Genomic DNA, 15,221 nt, shown 5'->3' with positions numbered 1-15,221 from the left:
CTTGGTGCGGCGTGACATCCATGTCGCCGCCTTCTGACTATAAGAGGCGCCGGGGCAGGCGTTTGGAGGCGCCCGGCGGGATGAAACTTTCGTAAGCTATTTCTGCGGCAGCAACCGGTCGCCCAGAATGGCCGCGGCGATGACCAGAACCAGCATGCCGGCCACCGGAAACAGGGTCGGCGCCAGGGCGTCGACCGCCATGTTCAGGACCGGCGAGCAGGCCCACAATACCACGCTGCCAGCCAGGGCCGCCGCGCCGCCGACCATCAGACGGTCGAGAAACACCCGACGTTCGACAGCCTCCATGACCTCGGCCACGAACACGTCGGAAGCGCGGGGCTCGGGCGCCTCGCTCAGGAAAGCGGCCAAACGATCATCAGGGGTCATGACGGATCTCCCAGAACAGCCAGCAGTCTCTCACGACCTCGGGTTACATGCGACTTAACAGTGCCCAGCGGCAGGCCCAGGATTTGGGACGCTTCGGGATGTGACCAGCCCTGGCCAAGGCAAAGGGTGACACAGGCGCGCTGGTCTTCCGGCAGGGTCTCCAGAGCGGCCTGCAAGGCCATGCAATCCTCCCGAACCACCGCCTGCGCGGTTTCCAGCATCTGCAGACCTTGCCACGCCTCGTCGCGTCGCGCCGAGCGACTGGCCGCGCGACGGTGATCCAGAGCCTTGCGCCAGGCGATCCCGTAGAGCCAGGCGCGAAAACCGTTATCCGCGCGCAGCCGGCCCAGGCTCGCCCAAGCCGCCACAAAGGCTTCCTGAGCGATGTCTTCAGCGTCGGTCCAGCCGCTCTTTCGCAGGAAACCCCGCAACGGCTTCTCGTGCATCACGACCAACCGGGCGAACGCTGCCTGGGAGCCAGCCCGCGCCGCTCTGACGAGCGGCGCATCCATCAGACCTTGGGTCCGCGATTGACCAGAACAGACACCAGCGTGGCCAGGCTAAGGGCGCCCATAACGAAGGCTACGATCAAGAAGGCCGGTCCGGCCTCATAGATGTCGGTGACCGAGGCGTAGGCGAAGCCGATGCCCAGAACGCCAAACAGCACCACCTGATACCAGCCGCGCTGACGGCCGCCGCGTTCGCGTGACCGCGTGTCGCGGTAGCCGCCATCGGGGTTCCAGTGCTTGTTTAGCCGCGCCACAAGTTCCGGAGGCGGCTCGCGGCCGGCGGCAGCGTAGGACTTCAGGAGGTCGAGCGTATCGCGATTAGCCCGATAGGACAGCCAGTTCTGAAAGCCGTCGAACACGAACCAGCTCAATGGAAAAATCAGCCACCAGAACGAACGAAATAGGTCTTCCACGGGATTGTCTCTCCTGTTGGCGTCGGCAAGACGCACCGTAAGTAGTTTAGTCGCCGCCAGTGATCTTGCTGGATGCGGCCGGGGAAAAACTTCCGATTCTAGCGCTGAGGGCGGTCTAACCTGGCCAGAAGTTCCTGCGGCGCGTCGGAGCCGCGGCGGACATAGGTCTGGATCAAGTCCAGGGTGTCTTGTCGGGTTTTGTGCGCCAGCCACGCATTCCAGCCGGTGACCGCGAGCCAGCCCAGCGGAAACACAAGCCACCAGAACGAATAGATCAGGTCCAGCATGGTCATCCCTCAGATGGACGCGAGGCGTTCGCGCTCATTTCTGAAGGTTAGTCGCCACCGATCATCGCCCTGGATGCAACGAGATGCGAAATGATTTCGGACGGGGATTCAAAAACGATCGTCGGGCCGTGCTCGGCCAGGATGGCGCGCTTGGCAGCGCCCCAGGTTACCGCGCCGCAGGCTAGCCCAAGCGCGTGGGCTGCCTCGATATCGCGGGTCTCGTCGCCGATGCAAATCACCCGGTCCCGCGACGCGCCGGAGGTTACCTTGCGAAACTTGCGCGCCTTGCCAAACAGCGAGGCGCCGCAGGAAAACTGGCTGATCAGGCCAGAAAGCTCAGGGCCCAGCACCGAGCGGATCGTGCGCTCACTGTTGGAGCTGACCACGGCCAGTCGCAGCCCGGCGTCATGCAGCGCCTTGAGCATGGCTGCGGTCTCGGGAAACAACGGAATGGAGTGGCATTCGGCCGCCATCAGCTTTTTGCCATGCGAGGCGATCATCGGCAGCTTCCACGGCGAGATGCCCAGATAACGGATGACCTCGCGCGTGCCGCGGCCACGCAGCATGTCGATCTCTTCGTCGGTGACCGTCTTGAAGCCAAAGCGCAGAGCCATTGGATTGACAGCCTTGATCATCCACGCCGCGCTGTCGGCCAGCGTGCCGTCGAAGTCAAAGATGACCATGTCGTACGACGGGACGGGATAGGCTCCCACGGAACGGTTCCTGCGCTTTTCTTTTTCAAACGGAGCGTCGATGGCCGAAATAGCCCCGCTTCGCCCCGGCTGTCGTCCTAAATTCCGCCGACTCGCGCTTTGCGCAAAGTCGAATGCCTTAAACGGCCTTTCCGAAGGCCCGCGCATAGACATCCGGCTTGAAGCCGGCGGTCAAGTTTCCGTCGATATCGAGCATGGGTCGCTTGATCATCGAAGGCTGGGCCAACATCAGGTCGATCGCCATGCGGGCGTCCAGATCCTGTTTTTGGGCGTCCGCCAGCTTGCGGAACGTCGTGCCCGCCCGGTTGAGCACCGTCTCCCAGCCCAGCGCGTCCACCCAGCGCTCAAGACTGCCCTGGTCGATCCCGGCAACCTTGTAGTCGTGAAAGGCATGGGCAACGCCCTGCCCGTCCAGCCAGGCGCGGGCCTTCTTCATCGTGTCGCAGGCCTTGATGCCGTAGATCGTGACGCTCATGGCCCGGTCCTCTCCTGAAGGCACCGACGGGTAGCCGCGCCGCCCTCCGGGCGCAAGTCAGCCGACCAGCCGATAGCGGGCCAGAACCTCGTGCCGCCCCTTGCCGTGATGACTGACCACCAGGGCAAACTCGCTCACTGTCCAGATCACCGGTTCGACGGCGGCGACCACCGCGCCCGGCTGGCCATAGATAACCGTCAGATGGGGCGTGAAATTCAGGTGGGAACCGTCGAGCTTCTCCCAGGCCAGGGCCTGTCGAAGGTCCGCCTGGAACGCTTCCAGCGCCTTCAGCCCTTCACCGCCGCGCAACACGACGTTCCCGGGAAAGCCGCCGATCTGGTCGAACGACACCTGGAACGGCGCCATCGACGGTTTCGCCGCCGCGCGGGTGATCCGCTCAATCAGGCTCGCTGGCACCTCATCCCAATAGTCGAAATGGCCGAGGGTGACGTGCATCAGGTCCGGATTGAAGACCGCGCCGCCGAGTCCGTTATCGACCTGATAGCGACGGCCGCAGGCCTCGGCGGCCGTTCTGGCTTGCTGGTCCGGATAGACCATCAGGATCAGATGCTTGTCGCGAGGCGCAGCCTCGAAGCCAAACAGCGAGGGCTGCTCGGAATCGCGCGCCATGGATCAGCCCGCCTTGGCAGCGGCCAGGCTGGCGCGCAGGCGTTCAGCCACAGCGCCCAGCGTGATCGCCGACAGCGCCTCGTCGACGGCGAGCGTGTCGTCCGTCGAAGCGATCAGGGCCAGGCGATGGGTGAAATCGGTCACAGCCGTGATGTGCTGAGCCAAGAGATCGACTGTGTGCAGTTCCTGCATCACCTGATTGCGGCTCTCTGGCGGGCTAACCGCCAGGATCTGACCCAGCGCGTCGTCCAGCTTTCCGCAGGCCTCGGCGGCGATCGACATTTCCGCCGAAACGGCCGCCAGAATCGCGGCGATGCTCGAGCCCGCGCTGTCCTGTTCCGAAGTCATCATTCCCCCGACGTTCAGTCTCTGTGTGTTTCCCGACCCTTGCGCGCATCGCGACGGCCGGCTGTTGGCTCACGTTGGAGTGATCCCGGGTCAGACCGCAAGGGCGATTACGCCAATCAGGCGAATTGATGCGCCCGATCCGTGGCCGTCTCAGGCCTCAATGATATGGGGGACGAAGCGCGCAAGGTTCTTGGTCACCATGCTGTCGTCCTCGCGGATACCGATCCCGGCAGGCTCATTGCCCACCATCCAGGCCCCGACGACAGGGTGCTTGCCCGCGAACATCGGCGGAGGGTGATAGGCCTGCACGATTGCACCCTCCTGACCGTAGCCCTGGTCCAGGACAGGTTCGTCGCCGCCGATGATCTCGACATTGGCGCCCTCCCGCGAGAACAACGGCTTGCGCACATAGCGCGGCCCAAGGGCCGAGGCGCGCGGATCGTGCTCGAAATAGGCTTCGAGCAGATTGGGGTGCCCGGGGTGCCGCTCCCACAACAGGGGCAGGATACCCTTGTTGGAAAGGATCGCCTTCCACGGCGGCTCAAGCCAGCGCACACCGGCGGTCTTCAGGTGCGCGGCATAGGGCTCGCGCAGCATAAACTCCCATGGATAAAGCTTGAAGGCCGCCTGGACGATGAAGCCCTCATGATCCACGAATTGGCTATCACCGTTCACGCCAATGGCGTCGATGGCCACGAACTTGGGATCCAGACCGGCCTGCAGCGCCAGATCTTCCAGGAAACGAACGGTCTGGCGATCCTCGACCGCTGACGCGTCGCTGGCGAAGTGGACGAAGCCGCCAGTCGGAAACAGGGTCGCGAAGCGGTCCCGCAGCGCCTCGAACAGGCTGTTGAACTGATCGGTCCCTGCTGGCAGGGCGCCGGAGGCCAGCAGTTCCTCCAACCATAGCCACTGAAAGGTGGCCGCCTCGAAGACGCTGGTCGGGGTGTCGGCGTTGTATTCGTAGAGCTTGGGTTTGGAGGCACCGTCATAGCCGAAGTCGAAACGGCCATAGAGCGAGGGCTCCTTGGCGCGCCACGAGGCGGCGACGAAGTCCCGGTGCTCGACCGGTATCGCCAGCCGCGTCATCAGGGCCTCACTGCCGACCGCCTCGTCAACGAGGTCCAGGCAGAGCTCATGCAGTTCCGCCGCCGCCGGCTCCAGATCGTCTTCGATCTGGGCCAGGGTGAAAGCGTAAGCCGTCGACTCGTCCCAATAGGGCTGGCCGTCGGTGTGATGGTAGACGAAGCCGACAGCGTCGGCTTTCGCCTGCCAGTCGGCGCGCGGCGTCAGGTCAAGTCGGCGCATGCGCTCTAGGTTTCGCTCGACTTCTGCTCGATCTGCAGCGGCGCTGCAGCAGGCGGTGCCAGACGCGCCAGGATATCGTCGGCCGAGGACTGGCCGGGGCCAATACCGGCCAGGCGCAGCTTTTCATCCAGATCAGCACCGGTGCGACGGTCTTCCAGTTCGCCGGACGCCTTGATCTTTTCGCCGCGAATGGCCTGGCGTTCCTTGATCCGGGCGAGGCTGTCGGCGGCCGAGCCCAGCGAAGAGCCGGCGCCGGCGCCGCGCGCGGCGACCGAGGCCTGGGCCTTCTGGACGGACTCATTGACCTTCACGACGTCAACTTCGCGACGCAGGGTCTCGATGCGGCGGTCGGTGGCGGTAATGGCCTGGTGTAGCTGGTCTTCGGCGCCGCGCATGCCTTCGATCTGCGGCTCCTTCAGGGCGATGTCCTGTTCGAGATCGGCGATGCGCTGGGCCACCTGGCGGGCCAGGTCCATGTCGCCCTTCCCAACGGCGGCGCGGGCCGAGCCTTCGTACTTGGTCACCTGCTCGCGGAAGCTGGACACTTCCTTTTCCAGGATCCGGCGACGAGCCACCAGGGTGGCCATGTCGTCGCGGGCCTTGCCCTGGGCGGTGTCGGCGTCGCGGATTTCCTGGTCCAGGATCCGGATGGCGTTGGCGTCGACGACGGCGGCCGAGGCTTCATGCGCGCCCGCGCGCCCCAGGGTGAACAGCTTGCGCCAGATGGACATCGGTGGGTCTCCGGGAACGATATTAGGCGGGGGTGAAGGACGAGCGCAGGTCGGAAGCGGCCTCGATGGCGTTCTCGGCCAGGACGCGCAGCTCGATCAGGATATCGTCCAGCGACGAGGACGGGGCCAGTTCGCCGAACAGTTCGTAATAGTCGCGGTCGCCGACCGTACCGATGCCGAAGTTCGACAGCGGCACCAGCTTCTGGGCCTTGAGCAGGAACTCATTGAAGGCGTGGCGGTCTTCCTGTTCGTCGACCGGCCACAGCAGGACCGAGGCGGCGATCTGCTGGTCGCTGACGCTGACGAAGATCTCCAGGTCGCCCTGTTCGTGCATGGTGACCAGCAGGATGGGATCGGCGCCTTCGACGACGCGGGCCGTCATCGCGTCACTGAGGCCATCCGACAGGGCGGTCTGCAGCGAGCGAACAGTCCAGGCGGGGGTCGTCATGGGGCGTCATCCTCCAGAGGTCGTGGCGTTTCATACAAGATGGGAGGGCGAACGCCAGTCGTCGAGAGCATCTCCCCGGGGTTCGTCATGACAAGTTCGTAATGGCGCAGCCCCTGTTGCCCGGCCAGCGGGCGTCGTACACATAGAAGGAGTCGCCACCGGGTCCGCTTTTGATGTTCAGCAAGCTCTTCGGACGCAAGGATGCGGCGCTTGCCGCGCCGGCCCTGCCCGCCATCCGCAATGTCACGCTGGGCAGAACCGTCTGGCTGGACACCTTGGCCTGGAGGCGGTTTGGCGGCGATACGCGGTTCTCGCTGGACCGCGATACGCTGGAGATCACCGCCCAGGGTCTGGTCGACCTGAAAGACGGCGGCTTCATCCATCGCTTCTACACCGATGACCATGTGTTGTTTCAGGCGGTCTCCGACGATCGCGAGGGCCAGCGCCTGACCGATGTGACGGTCTTCATGCCCTGGGACAGCGCCTATCCCGGCGGGCGCGCCGATCGCGAAGCCTGGGCCGCGCGGCTGAAGGCCCGGACCTTCACCGCCAAGGGGCTGGCGGACTACGATCGCCTGTGGTTTGGCGACGAAGCCGAAAGCCAGGACCCGGTCACCTTCTGGGAAGACCTGCATGACGACCGGGATGGCATTCCGGACCGCCGCATCTTCCAGACCTGCATGCTGTTTGCCCGCGACCTGCCGGGCGACGGCCGCGAATTGCTGCTCGCCATCGAGCAGGAGAGCGAAGACCATGAGGTCTCGTTCGAGATCATGCTCGGCATCCCGCTGGAAGCCGGCGAATTCAAAGCCTGACCGGAAAGAGACAGACCATGTTCGATCTTCAGGGGTTCGCGACCAGCGCCCTCGCCTTCCTGGTGGCCTTCGTCGCCGCAGGCCTGTTCACCGTGGCCTTCAAGGTCATCTACCAGTGGGTGACCCCCTACCACGAGGGCACGCTGATCCGCGAAGGCAACGTCGCCGCCGCCCTGGCCCTGGGCGGCGCGTTGGTCGGCTATGTGCTGCCATTGGCTTCCGCCCTTAGCCACACCGTCTCGCTGGTCGAGTTCTGTGCCTGGGCCGCCCTGGCCGGCGTGATCCAGATCGCCGCCTTCACCCTGATCCGCGTGGTGGTTATGAAGGACGTCGCGGCCCGCATCGAACGCGGTGAACTGGCCGCCGGCGTCTATCTGGCCAGCATCTCCATCGCGGTGGGTCTGCTCAACGCCGCCTGCATGACGTCTTGAGGCGCGCCATGACCGATCAATCCCAGCCCCGGCTGAAGCGCTCGCGCAGCCTGACCCTGACCACCCTGATGGCCGGCGCGGCGGTGTCGATCACCGCCTGCGACAACGCTCCGGCCGTCACGCAATGGGGCGATCCGCCTGCCGCCGCGGCGGCGGGTAAGGCCGTTGAGGCGCGCACCTTCACCAGCCTGGACGAGTGCAAGGCCTCGGGCGACTTCACCGCACAGCAGTGCGAAACCACACTGGCTCAAGCCCAGAAGGACAGCGCCGAGAACGCGCCCAAGTTCAACGACCAGCAAAGCTGCGAGGAGCGTTACGGCGTCGACCAGTGCGTGCCACGCTCCAGCCAGGGCGGCGGCAGCTTCTTTACGCCCCTGTTGACCGGCTTCATCATCGGCCAGGCGCTCAACAACATGGGCGGCGGCTATCGCGGCGCGCCGATGTATCGCGATCGGAGCGGAACCTATTACGGCGGCAGCGGCTATCCTTTGTCGCGTGACTACGTCACCGGCCGCACGCGGGTGCGCTCGGAAAGCTTCGATGCGCCTTCACGCGCCGAGGCCCCGAGCCGCGTCCAGAGCCGCAGCTCAGTGATCTCGCGCGGCGGATTCGGCGGCGGGCGCTCATTCGGCGGCTGATGGGTCCCGCGCCCAAAGCCGCTATGACCCGCGTCGCTCAAGCGGCGCAGGGCGAATGAGCCAACGGCCTTGTCACCAGTTGGAACAGGGCCGGTTGGTTCGCCCCACCCCATCCCCTCGGTGAACGTCTGGCGGCCCTGAGCGGCGCGCGGAGTGCTGGCGATCGGGGACCTGTGTCACAGCGCCGGCGCCATAACGACATCTGGCGCGGAACCGCCTATGCCGCCGTCCACGCCGTCACCTGAAGGACGAGGCCGCGTCAGCTACGCGATGCCGCCTTGATCTCCCCGGCTGCTAAGGAGCTGGCAGCGGCCGAGTGAGGTCGAACGAGACCCTAAACAGCCGCCCCGGCCTCGCCAGCTGGTAGGTGAAGAGGTCCTGCGTGAGCCCGAGCGACCACACGTTGGTGTTGGATACCGCGCGATCCAGCCGTGTGAACAGAGCCCGCGACTCCGCGTCCACCGGAAAGCTCTGCAAGGAAACGGACCCCGCATCGACGGCATCGCCCCCATAGCGGGACAGCTCATCCTCAACCCCATCGGCGTGACGGTGGTCGTGCTTCAGGCGCAAACGCCCCTCGCCAACCCGGGTGATCACCCAAGTGCGCGAGCGATCCTCGCCAACCCGAAAGGGGATGCGGATTTCGGTGGCGTCGCACTGCGCCAAGGTCATCACCAGCTCGGCCTTGCGAAACGGCTCATCGACCGCGTCGCCCGTCACGACCTGGCCCGTGAAGCTCTTCCCGCAGAGTGTTTGAAGCTGGCTGAAGAACCGGTCGGCGGCGGTTTGCGCCGAGGCCATGGTCGGAACGGCTACGAGCCAGACCGTCGCGCAGAGCGCCAGGATAGGTTTCATTCAAATCTCCTGATCGGAACCGCCGACGTACGGACGATTAACCGCCGCTTGCGGATAGGACGTGCAAGCCTTTCGATCATCGCGTGGCGCGGATGACGCCGAGGCTATTTCCACCCGACGATGATTGCCACGACCGACGGCGAACTGCCAAGCCGACCGTGTGCGACGGAAAGAGACACATCATGAAAGAGCCCAAGGGCAAGTCGAAGAAACAGGTCCCTTCGAAAACCAAATGCGTCCAACCCCTGCGCCAAGGGTGACATGGCCGAGGGGCAAGGCGAGGCCGCCCTTGGCTTTGGTGCGCTCAGCACATAAGAGGCGGCATGAGCCGGGGCCGACTTTTCGCACTTTTGCTGCTTGTGACCTTCGCCCCTGTCGTTGCGCGCGCCCAAGAGCTAGAGGCCATTTCGGTTTGGGGGCGCCGCGCCAACGACCTGGGTAGAGCGACTTCGGCGAGCGAGGGCCGTATCGCCTACGCCGACTTCGCCGTCCGTCCGTTATTGCGCCCGGCCGAGTTGATCGAAGCGGTGCCCGGGCTGGTCGCGACCCAGCACTCAGGCGCGGGCAAGGCCAACCAGTACTTCCTGCGCGGCTTCAATCTAGACCACGGCACGGACCTCGCAGCTTCGCTGGACGGTGTTCCACTGAACCTGCCCTCTCATGGCCATGGCCAGGGCTATCTGGACCTCAACATCCTCACACCGGAATTCGTCCACGATATCGGCTTTAGAAAGGGCCCCTACTCCGCCGAGAACGGCGACTTCGCTACGGCTGGCGCGGTCGCCTTCGAGACAGCGGATCACCTGCATGGCGACGGGATGCAGGCCTGGGCCGGGGATAACGCCTACTATCGTGCGGTCGGTTCCAAGGTTCTCAGCCAAAACGTGCTCGTCGCCGCCGACATCTCCAGCGCGCGCGGGCCGTGGACAACGCCGGAGGATCTTAAGAAGGTCAACCTGCTGGGCCGCGCGATCGTGGGAGGTTGGTCAGTCACCGCCCTGGCCTACGACGCCGACTGGAGCGCCACAGACCAGATCCCGCGGCGGGCGGTCGAGAGTGGCGCCATCGGTCGGCTGGACGCAGTTGATGCAACCGACGGCGGCGAGACTTCACGCTACATCCTTTCGGCCCGGCGGCGCGACCTGCTGCTGGGCCTGGATACGGTGATCTATGCCCAGCGTTACAAGCTCGATCTGTTTTCCAATTTCACCTACTTCCTGGAGGATCCGGTCAATGGGGACCAGTTCGAGCAAGTCGACCAGCGCTGGGTTTACGGCGGCGCCCTGATCAAGCGCTGGACGCGGGGCGACCGCTGGAGCGCGCGGACCGGCGCCTCGGTCCGTGTCGATGCGATCGGCAAGGTCGGCCTCTACCGCACGACCGCCCGCGCGCGTCGCGAGACCGTGCGCCAGGACGCCCTGACCCAATGGTCGACGGCCCTGTGGGGAGAAGCCTCAAGGCGATTCGGCAAGCTGGACCTGACCCTGGGCCTGCGCGCCGACGCCATGGGCGCCGACGTCGATGCCGGCGACCCACGCAACAGCGGGACTGTCAGTGAAGTCCTGTTGAGCCCCAAGCTGGCCCTGGCCTGGCGGGTTTCGAAAACCTTCGAGCTCTATGCCGACGCCGGGCGCGGCTTTCATTCCAATGATGCGCGCGGAGCGGTGATCACAGTCGACCCTATCACCGGCGATCCTGCTGAGCGTGCGCCATTGCTGTCGCCATCAAACGGCGCAGAACTGGGCCTGCGCTGGAAGCGCGCCGACTGGGCTCTGACGGCGGCGGCCTGGGCGCTGCACGCCGACTCTGCGCTCATCTGTGTCGGCGATGCCGGCTTCACCAAGGCCAGTGGCGCGACCCAACGGGCAGGTCTGGAGTTTCTGGTCGACTGGCGGCCGAGCTCGCGCTGGGATCTAACGGCATCTTACGCCGCCGCCCACGCCCGCCTTACTGGCGATCCGCCGGAAGGCGACCGTATTCCCAACGCCGTCGGCGCGGTGTTGAGCGCAGGCGCGAGTTGGAAGCTGGGCAAGGCCTCTACCCTTTCGCTGACCTGGCGCCGACTGGGCGCGGCACCGCTCATCGAGGACAATTCCGTACGGTCGCGTCCGACAGGTCTGGTCAACGCCCTGCTTGTCCACAACCTGGGCCCGGCCAGTGTGATGGTCGAGGTCCTGAACCTGACGGACAGCAAACGCGATGACATCGCCTATGTCTAAGCCTCGCGGCTGCAGTCCGAGCCTGCCGGTGGAGTCGAAGACGTCCACTTCCATCCTTTCGAACCCCGGACCCTGCGCGAGGGGTTGAAGATCAGTTTCTGACCAATCGTGACAAAAACAGGGTGATTTTCCCTTCGCGTCTCGCCAAGGTCATCCTGCGAATTCGTCAGGACTCAGTGTCTGAGGGGCTTTTGAACTTGTCCGAGCTTTCTATCCGTTACGCCGTGGCCGGTGTTATCGCGGCCACGCTCACAGTGTCGTTGGCACCCGGCGCCCAGGCCGACGCCATCAAGCAAACCAAGGCGCCCTTCGACGACAAGTTTCGCCAGCTGGAAGGCGAGGACTGGCCAACCCCGACCGACTATCGCAACGCAGCGGGCGCGCCAGGTTATCGGTACTGGCAGCAGAAGGTCGACTACGACGTCGCCGTGCGCCTGGATGAAGACTCCAAGCTGCTGACCGGCAAGGCCGCCGTCACCTATCGCAACAATTCGCCCGACAGCCTGCCCTATCTGTGGCTGCTGCTGGACCAGGAATACAAGCGCGACTCGATCAGCAAGCTGACCGAAACCGTCTCGGGCGACAGCATCAGCCTGGGCCAGGTGCGCCGCATCCAGCGCTTCAAAGAGTGGGAGGGCGGCTTCACCATCAAGTCAGTGAAGGACGCCCAGGGCCGTCCGCTGAAGTTCACCGTCGTCGATACGCTCCTGCGGGTCGATCTGCCGGCCGCCGTGCGCGCCAATGGCGGCGAGACCAAGTTCACGATCGAATGGTCTCTACCGATGGCCGAGAACAAGGTCGTCGGCGGTCGCAGCGGCTACGAGTGCTTCACCGGCAAGGGCGAGGACGGCAACTGCATCTATGAGGGTGCCCAGTGGTTCCCCCGCCTGGCGGTCTATTCGGACTATGAAGGCTGGCACAACAAGGCCTTCCTCGGGGACGGCGAATTCACGCTGGAGTTCGGCGACTATCGCGTCGCCCTGACCGTACCCTCTGACCACGTGGTCTCGTCCACCGGCGTGCTGCAGAATCCGGCTGCCGTTCTGAGCGCCGCTCAGCGCGAGCGCCTCGCCAAGGCCCGCACCGCCAGCGAGCCCGTCTATGTGGTCACGCCCGAAGAGGCCGTCGCCGCCGAGAAGGGCAAGGCCACGACCGAAAAGACCTGGGTCTTCCAGGCCAGCAATGTCCGCGATTTTGGCTGGGCCAGCTCGCGCAAGTTCGTGTGGGACGCACTGGGCGTGAAGCAGGACGACGCGACGGCCGAGTATCCGGTCGTGATGGCGATGTCCTTCTTCCCCAAGGAAGCCCGCCCGCTGTGGGACGCCTATTCGACCAAGTCGATCGCCCACACGCTGAAAGTCTATTCCGACTTCACCTTCGCCTATCCCTATCCGGTGGCCCAGTCGGTCAACGGTCCGGTCGGGGGGATGGAATATCCGATGATCAGCTTCAACGGCCCACGGCCTTTGAAGGACAAGAAGACCGGCGCACTGACCTATACCGAGCGCGCCAAATACGGCCTGATCGGCGTGGTCATCCACGAGGTCGGCCACAACTATTTCCCGATGATCGTCAATTCCGACGAGCGCCAGTGGACCTGGATGGACGAGGGCCTCAACAGCTTCCTTGAGTTCCAGGCCGAGGTGCAGTGGGACAAGAAGTTCCCCTCGCGTCGCGGCGAGCCCAAGGACATCGTCGAGTACATGGTCAGCCAGGACCAGGTGCCGCTGATGACCCAGTCTGACTCGGTGATCCAGTTTGGCCCCAACGGCTATTCCAAGCCGGCTACCGCCCTTGTGATTCTGCGCGAGACGATCATGGGCCGCGAGCTCTTCGACCGGGCTTTCAAGGAATATTCCAACCGCTGGCGCTTCAAGCACCCCACGCCCTACGACTTCTTCCGAACGATGGAAGAGTCGTCGGGTGTTGATCTGGACTGGTTCTGGCGCGGCTGGTTCTACTCGACCGACCATGTCGACATCGCGTTGGACAAGATCGTCAAGGCGCGGATCGAGAGCGGCGATCCCGACGTCGAAGCCGGGGTCCGCAAGGCCAGAAACGACATCGAACCAGTGTCGCGCACGGCCGCCAACAACAGCGGAACGACAGTCATCGAGCGCGACGCCAAGGTTCGCGATTTCTACAACGCCAATGACCAGTTCGCGGTCTTTGACAGCGCGCGAAAGAAGGCCAAGACGGCCCGCGAGGAGCTGACGCCCCAAGAGCAAGCGGCCCAGGACCTGAAGGACAATCTCTATCGCTTCACGTTCCGCAATATCGGCGGACTGGTGATGCCCGTGATCGTCAAGATGGACTTCGCCGACGGCACCAGCGAGACGGTGCGAATTCCCGCCGAAATCTGGCGCAAAAACTCAAAGCAGGTCACCTGGCAGTACGTCTCGACCAAGGACCTGAAGGGCGCCCAGATCGACCCCCTGTGGGAAACTGCCGACGCCGATCGCGGCAACAACATCTATGAAGGTGCCATCACGCCGACGACGCTGAAGATCCAGAAGCCGCCGGAAACGACCAACCGCATGAAGGACGCCAATCTGAAAGTCGAGCCAGGCGGCCTGGGAACCTTGCCTTCGGAAGAGCCCAAGAAGGACGAAGGCGCCAAATGATCGCGCGGGCAGCCGTCATGATCGCGGCGCTGGGCCTGTTGCTGGCCCCGCTGCCGGCGGCCGCGCATCGGGGCCATGCCGTCTTGAGCGTCGTGGAGATCGACGCCGGGACGGGTGGGGTCAAGGTCAGCCACCGGATCCCGGCCCACGATGTCGAACCAGCCCTGGTCCAGATCGCGCCGGATGCTCAGGCCAGCCTCGACGACCCCGACGCCGTCGAAGCCCTGAAGGCTTATATGCTGCAGACCTTCTCGCTGAAGGTCGACGGCGCCGTCGTCGCTCTGACCCTTCGGGACCTGACACTGGGCGCGGACGAGGTGCGTTTCGAGTATGCTGGCCAAGTGTCCCCGGCAGACGTCCGCGCCGCCATCGAACTGCGGGCGGCGATGTTCGCTGACGTCTATGGCGACGAGGTCAATCAGGTAAACGTCCGCCGCTTTGGCATCACTCGAACGCTCGTTTTTAACGGCTCCGACGCCGACGCCGCTCAGACTTTGGATCCCCTCGAGCCCTAGACCAAAGGGCGCCAGAATTGAACCTTGCCTGCTACCCCTGGGTTTTTGACGCGTTCCGGCCGCCGCTCACTTCGGCTGCGGATTTGACGGATTTTGCGTGCCCAATGCGTCGGTGATCATCCGATTGGCCGTCTCGCATCGGCTCTCGCCGAGTTGGGAATTGTGGCCAGGCGATGCGTGTTCGCCGGTATCGCGCGCCATCGCTTCCGCCGCAGCTTCATCGATGGCGCGCCGAAGCTCTGCCAGCCGCTTATCCGCTCCGGCCATGCTGGCCCAAAAGGTCTTGTCGTGAGTCGTGTGGTCACCTTCACCAACTGGCTTGGAGGCGCAGAGCCGAGCATCCAGCCGCGCTGGGCTGGTGCTTTCAGCACCACCCGCGATGAGGTTTTTGGCGTGAGCCAGGATCGCTCCGGGGATCCGGAACAGCGACAGACTAGACAACGGCCTGGACCTTGCGTTGGCAGTCGAGGATCGCCGAACAGGTGAAGGCAACGACCCTTTCGGTCAGGCTGGACACATCGTCTTCCGCGAAGCCGTGATCACGGGCCCAGATCTTTACAGCATGCTTGAGAATGATCGCCGCCGGGTCGGAGGCGAACGCGGCGGCGATAGCGTCTTGGCCGATCGACGGCCCGCTGAGGACGGCAGCTTCGAGAGACATGGCAAAGTTCCTGATACAACGGGAAGGGGCGTGTTCCATCGGCGGCGCGACTGGAAAGATGTTCAGGGAGAGGGACCCGACCGAAGGGGCAGTCGGGTCCGGAGGCGGCGAAAACGGCCAGCGGTGGCGGGCCGAATGCAGTGTAGGTCTTGGCGGCACTCCAACGATGGCGGTCGACAGAGAGGTTCTGCAGCCGCCTGGACTGTTGTCGTCG

Annotated in this window: 19 protein-coding genes and 1 pseudogene; 6 read left to right on the top strand and 14 right to left on the bottom strand. The window is 64.5% G+C overall.

The annotated features are described in order from the left end of the window. Positions 1-96: 96 nt before the first annotated feature. The 11 genes from ACN2C8_RS07235 to ACN2C8_RS07185 form a co-directional block, all read right to left on the bottom strand. Positions 97-387 carry a hypothetical protein gene (locus tag ACN2C8_RS07235; protein ID WP_419255165.1) on the bottom strand — a complete coding sequence of 97 codons (291 nt, stop codon included), beginning with the start codon at positions 385-387 and terminating at the stop codon, positions 97-99. Next, the gene (locus ACN2C8_RS07230; protein ID WP_419255164.1) at positions 384-899 is read right to left on the bottom strand and encodes an RNA polymerase sigma factor; all 516 of its coding nucleotides are present in this window, start codon (positions 897-899) and stop codon (positions 384-386) included. The genes ACN2C8_RS07235 and ACN2C8_RS07230 overlap by 4 nt, the downstream gene beginning before the upstream one ends. Then, positions 899-1,309: a hypothetical protein gene (locus tag ACN2C8_RS07225; RefSeq protein WP_419255163.1), complete on the bottom strand. Its 411-nt coding sequence runs from the start codon at positions 1,307-1,309 to the stop codon at positions 899-901. The genes ACN2C8_RS07230 and ACN2C8_RS07225 overlap by 1 nt, the downstream gene beginning before the upstream one ends. Before the next feature lie 98 nt (positions 1,310-1,407). Further along, positions 1,408-1,596 (bottom strand): hypothetical protein, encoded by a 189-nt coding sequence (locus ACN2C8_RS07220; RefSeq protein ID WP_419255162.1) that lies wholly within the window; start codon positions 1,594-1,596, stop codon positions 1,408-1,410. A gap of 47 nt (positions 1,597-1,643) precedes the next feature. After that, positions 1,644-2,456, bottom strand: coding sequence for an HAD hydrolase-like protein (locus ACN2C8_RS07215; protein ID WP_419255161.1), 813 nt, complete (start codon positions 2,454-2,456; stop codon positions 1,644-1,646). Then, on the bottom strand, positions 2,428-2,784 hold the full coding sequence (locus ACN2C8_RS07210) for an ArsC family reductase (RefSeq protein ID WP_419255160.1): 357 nt from the start codon (positions 2,782-2,784) through the stop codon (positions 2,428-2,430). Before ACN2C8_RS07210 ends, ACN2C8_RS07215 begins: the two co-directional genes overlap by 29 nt. 57 nt (positions 2,785-2,841) lie before the next feature. After that, positions 2,842-3,414 (bottom strand): 2'-5' RNA ligase family protein, encoded by a 573-nt coding sequence (locus tag ACN2C8_RS07205; RefSeq protein WP_419255159.1) that lies wholly within the window; start codon positions 3,412-3,414, stop codon positions 2,842-2,844. A gap of 3 nt (positions 3,415-3,417) precedes the next feature. Then, positions 3,418-3,762, bottom strand: coding sequence for a hypothetical protein (locus ACN2C8_RS07200; protein ID WP_419255158.1), 345 nt, complete (start codon positions 3,760-3,762; stop codon positions 3,418-3,420). 150 nt (positions 3,763-3,912) lie between these two features. Continuing rightward, complete coding sequence (locus tag ACN2C8_RS07195; RefSeq protein WP_419255157.1) at positions 3,913-5,070, bottom strand: glutathionylspermidine synthase family protein; 1,158 nt, start codon at positions 5,068-5,070, stop codon at positions 3,913-3,915. A 5-nt stretch (positions 5,071-5,075) separates the two neighbouring features. Beyond that, positions 5,076-5,801, bottom strand: a complete 726-nt coding sequence (locus tag ACN2C8_RS07190) for a PspA/IM30 family protein (protein WP_419255156.1) — start codon at positions 5,799-5,801, stop codon at positions 5,076-5,078. Between the two features lie 22 nt (positions 5,802-5,823). Further along, complete coding sequence (locus ACN2C8_RS07185) at positions 5,824-6,249, bottom strand: YjfI family protein (RefSeq protein WP_419255155.1); 426 nt, start codon at positions 6,247-6,249, stop codon at positions 5,824-5,826. Positions 6,250-6,422: 173 nt separating this feature from the next. Between ACN2C8_RS07185 and ACN2C8_RS07180 the strand changes: the two genes are divergently transcribed. The 3 genes from ACN2C8_RS07180 to ACN2C8_RS07170 are packed head-to-tail and all read left to right on the top strand — an operon-like array spanning position 6,423 to position 8,133. Continuing rightward, positions 6,423-7,064 (top strand): DUF2491 family protein, encoded by a 642-nt coding sequence (locus tag ACN2C8_RS07180; protein WP_419255154.1) that lies wholly within the window; start codon positions 6,423-6,425, stop codon positions 7,062-7,064. Between the two features lie 17 nt (positions 7,065-7,081). Beyond that, the gene (locus tag ACN2C8_RS07175; protein ID WP_419255153.1) at positions 7,082-7,495 is read left to right on the top strand and encodes a DUF350 domain-containing protein; all 414 of its coding nucleotides are present in this window, start codon (positions 7,082-7,084) and stop codon (positions 7,493-7,495) included. Between the two features lie 8 nt (positions 7,496-7,503). Further along, entirely contained in the window at positions 7,504-8,133 is a 630-nt protein-coding gene (locus ACN2C8_RS07170; RefSeq protein WP_419255152.1) for a DUF1190 domain-containing protein, read from the top strand. A gap of 294 nt (positions 8,134-8,427) precedes the next feature. Here the strand turns inward: ACN2C8_RS07170 and ACN2C8_RS07165 are convergent, their stop codons facing one another. Further along, positions 8,428-8,988, bottom strand: coding sequence for a hypothetical protein (locus ACN2C8_RS07165; RefSeq protein ID WP_419255151.1), 561 nt, complete (start codon positions 8,986-8,988; stop codon positions 8,428-8,430). A gap of 323 nt (positions 8,989-9,311) precedes the next feature. Between ACN2C8_RS07165 and ACN2C8_RS07160 the strand changes: the two are divergent. From ACN2C8_RS07160 to ACN2C8_RS07150, 3 genes and pseudogenes are all read left to right on the top strand, one after another. After that, positions 9,312-11,309 (top strand): annotated as a pseudogene (locus ACN2C8_RS07160) (TonB-dependent receptor). A gap of 89 nt (positions 11,310-11,398) precedes the next feature. Next, positions 11,399-13,831 carry a M1 family metallopeptidase gene (locus ACN2C8_RS07155; RefSeq protein ID WP_419255150.1) on the top strand — a complete coding sequence of 811 codons (2,433 nt, stop codon included), beginning with the start codon at positions 11,399-11,401 and terminating at the stop codon, positions 13,829-13,831. Then, positions 13,828-14,346 carry a DUF6702 family protein gene (locus tag ACN2C8_RS07150; protein ID WP_419255149.1) on the top strand — a complete coding sequence of 173 codons (519 nt, stop codon included), beginning with the start codon at positions 13,828-13,830 and terminating at the stop codon, positions 14,344-14,346. The genes ACN2C8_RS07155 and ACN2C8_RS07150 overlap by 4 nt, the downstream gene beginning before the upstream one ends. 66 nt (positions 14,347-14,412) lie before the next feature. Here ACN2C8_RS07150 and ACN2C8_RS07145 read toward each other — a convergent pair whose 3' ends face one another. Beyond that, entirely contained in the window at positions 14,413-14,787 is a 375-nt protein-coding gene (locus ACN2C8_RS07145; protein ID WP_419255148.1) for a hypothetical protein, read from the bottom strand. Further along, positions 14,780-15,007 carry a hypothetical protein gene (locus ACN2C8_RS07140; protein ID WP_419255147.1) on the bottom strand — a complete coding sequence of 76 codons (228 nt, stop codon included), beginning with the start codon at positions 15,005-15,007 and terminating at the stop codon, positions 14,780-14,782. Before ACN2C8_RS07140 ends, ACN2C8_RS07145 begins: the two co-directional genes overlap by 8 nt. Positions 15,008-15,221: the final 214 nt, after the last annotated feature.

The sequence above is a fragment of the Caulobacter sp. ErkDOM-C genome, assembly GCF_048541825.1.
In the GTDB taxonomy this organism is placed as follows: Bacteria; Pseudomonadota; Alphaproteobacteria; order Caulobacterales; family Caulobacteraceae; genus Caulobacter.
The sequence above is the reverse complement of the archived record's forward strand: the minus strand, read 5'-3'. Positions and strand labels throughout refer to the sequence as shown.

Excerpts from the sequence above, each read along its gene's own strand:
- ACN2C8_RS07205 (WP_419255159.1), bottom strand. The coding sequence starts at position 3,414 with ATGGCGCGCGATTCCGAGCAGCCCTCGCTGTTTGGCTTCGAGGCTGCG.
- ACN2C8_RS07230 (WP_419255164.1), bottom strand. The coding sequence starts at position 899 with ATGGATGCGCCGCTCGTCAGAGCGGCGCGGGCTGGCTCCCAGGCAGCG.
- ACN2C8_RS07150 (WP_419255149.1), top strand. The coding sequence starts at position 13,828 with ATGATCGCGCGGGCAGCCGTCATGATCGCGGCGCTGGGCCTGTTGCTG.
- ACN2C8_RS07220 (WP_419255162.1), bottom strand. The coding sequence starts at position 1,596 with ATGCTGGACCTGATCTATTCGTTCTGGTGGCTTGTGTTTCCGCTGGGC.
- ACN2C8_RS07235 (WP_419255165.1), bottom strand. The coding sequence starts at position 387 with ATGACCCCTGATGATCGTTTGGCCGCTTTCCTGAGCGAGGCGCCCGAG.
- ACN2C8_RS07180 (WP_419255154.1), top strand. The coding sequence starts at position 6,423 with ATGTTCAGCAAGCTCTTCGGACGCAAGGATGCGGCGCTTGCCGCGCCG.
- ACN2C8_RS07215 (WP_419255161.1), bottom strand. The coding sequence starts at position 2,456 with ATGCGCGGGCCTTCGGAAAGGCCGTTTAAGGCATTCGACTTTGCGCAA.
- ACN2C8_RS07165 (WP_419255151.1), bottom strand. The coding sequence starts at position 8,988 with ATGAAACCTATCCTGGCGCTCTGCGCGACGGTCTGGCTCGTAGCCGTT.
- ACN2C8_RS07175 (WP_419255153.1), top strand. The coding sequence starts at position 7,082 with ATGTTCGATCTTCAGGGGTTCGCGACCAGCGCCCTCGCCTTCCTGGTG.
- ACN2C8_RS07200 (WP_419255158.1), bottom strand. The coding sequence starts at position 3,762 with ATGACTTCGGAACAGGACAGCGCGGGCTCGAGCATCGCCGCGATTCTG.
- ACN2C8_RS07185 (WP_419255155.1), bottom strand. The coding sequence starts at position 6,249 with ATGACGACCCCCGCCTGGACTGTTCGCTCGCTGCAGACCGCCCTGTCG.
- ACN2C8_RS07190 (WP_419255156.1), bottom strand. The coding sequence starts at position 5,801 with ATGTCCATCTGGCGCAAGCTGTTCACCCTGGGGCGCGCGGGCGCGCAT.
- ACN2C8_RS07170 (WP_419255152.1), top strand. The coding sequence starts at position 7,504 with ATGACCGATCAATCCCAGCCCCGGCTGAAGCGCTCGCGCAGCCTGACC.
- ACN2C8_RS07195 (WP_419255157.1), bottom strand. The coding sequence starts at position 5,070 with ATGCGCCGACTTGACCTGACGCCGCGCGCCGACTGGCAGGCGAAAGCC.
- ACN2C8_RS07210 (WP_419255160.1), bottom strand. The coding sequence starts at position 2,784 with ATGAGCGTCACGATCTACGGCATCAAGGCCTGCGACACGATGAAGAAG.
- ACN2C8_RS07140 (WP_419255147.1), bottom strand. The coding sequence starts at position 15,007 with ATGTCTCTCGAAGCTGCCGTCCTCAGCGGGCCGTCGATCGGCCAAGAC.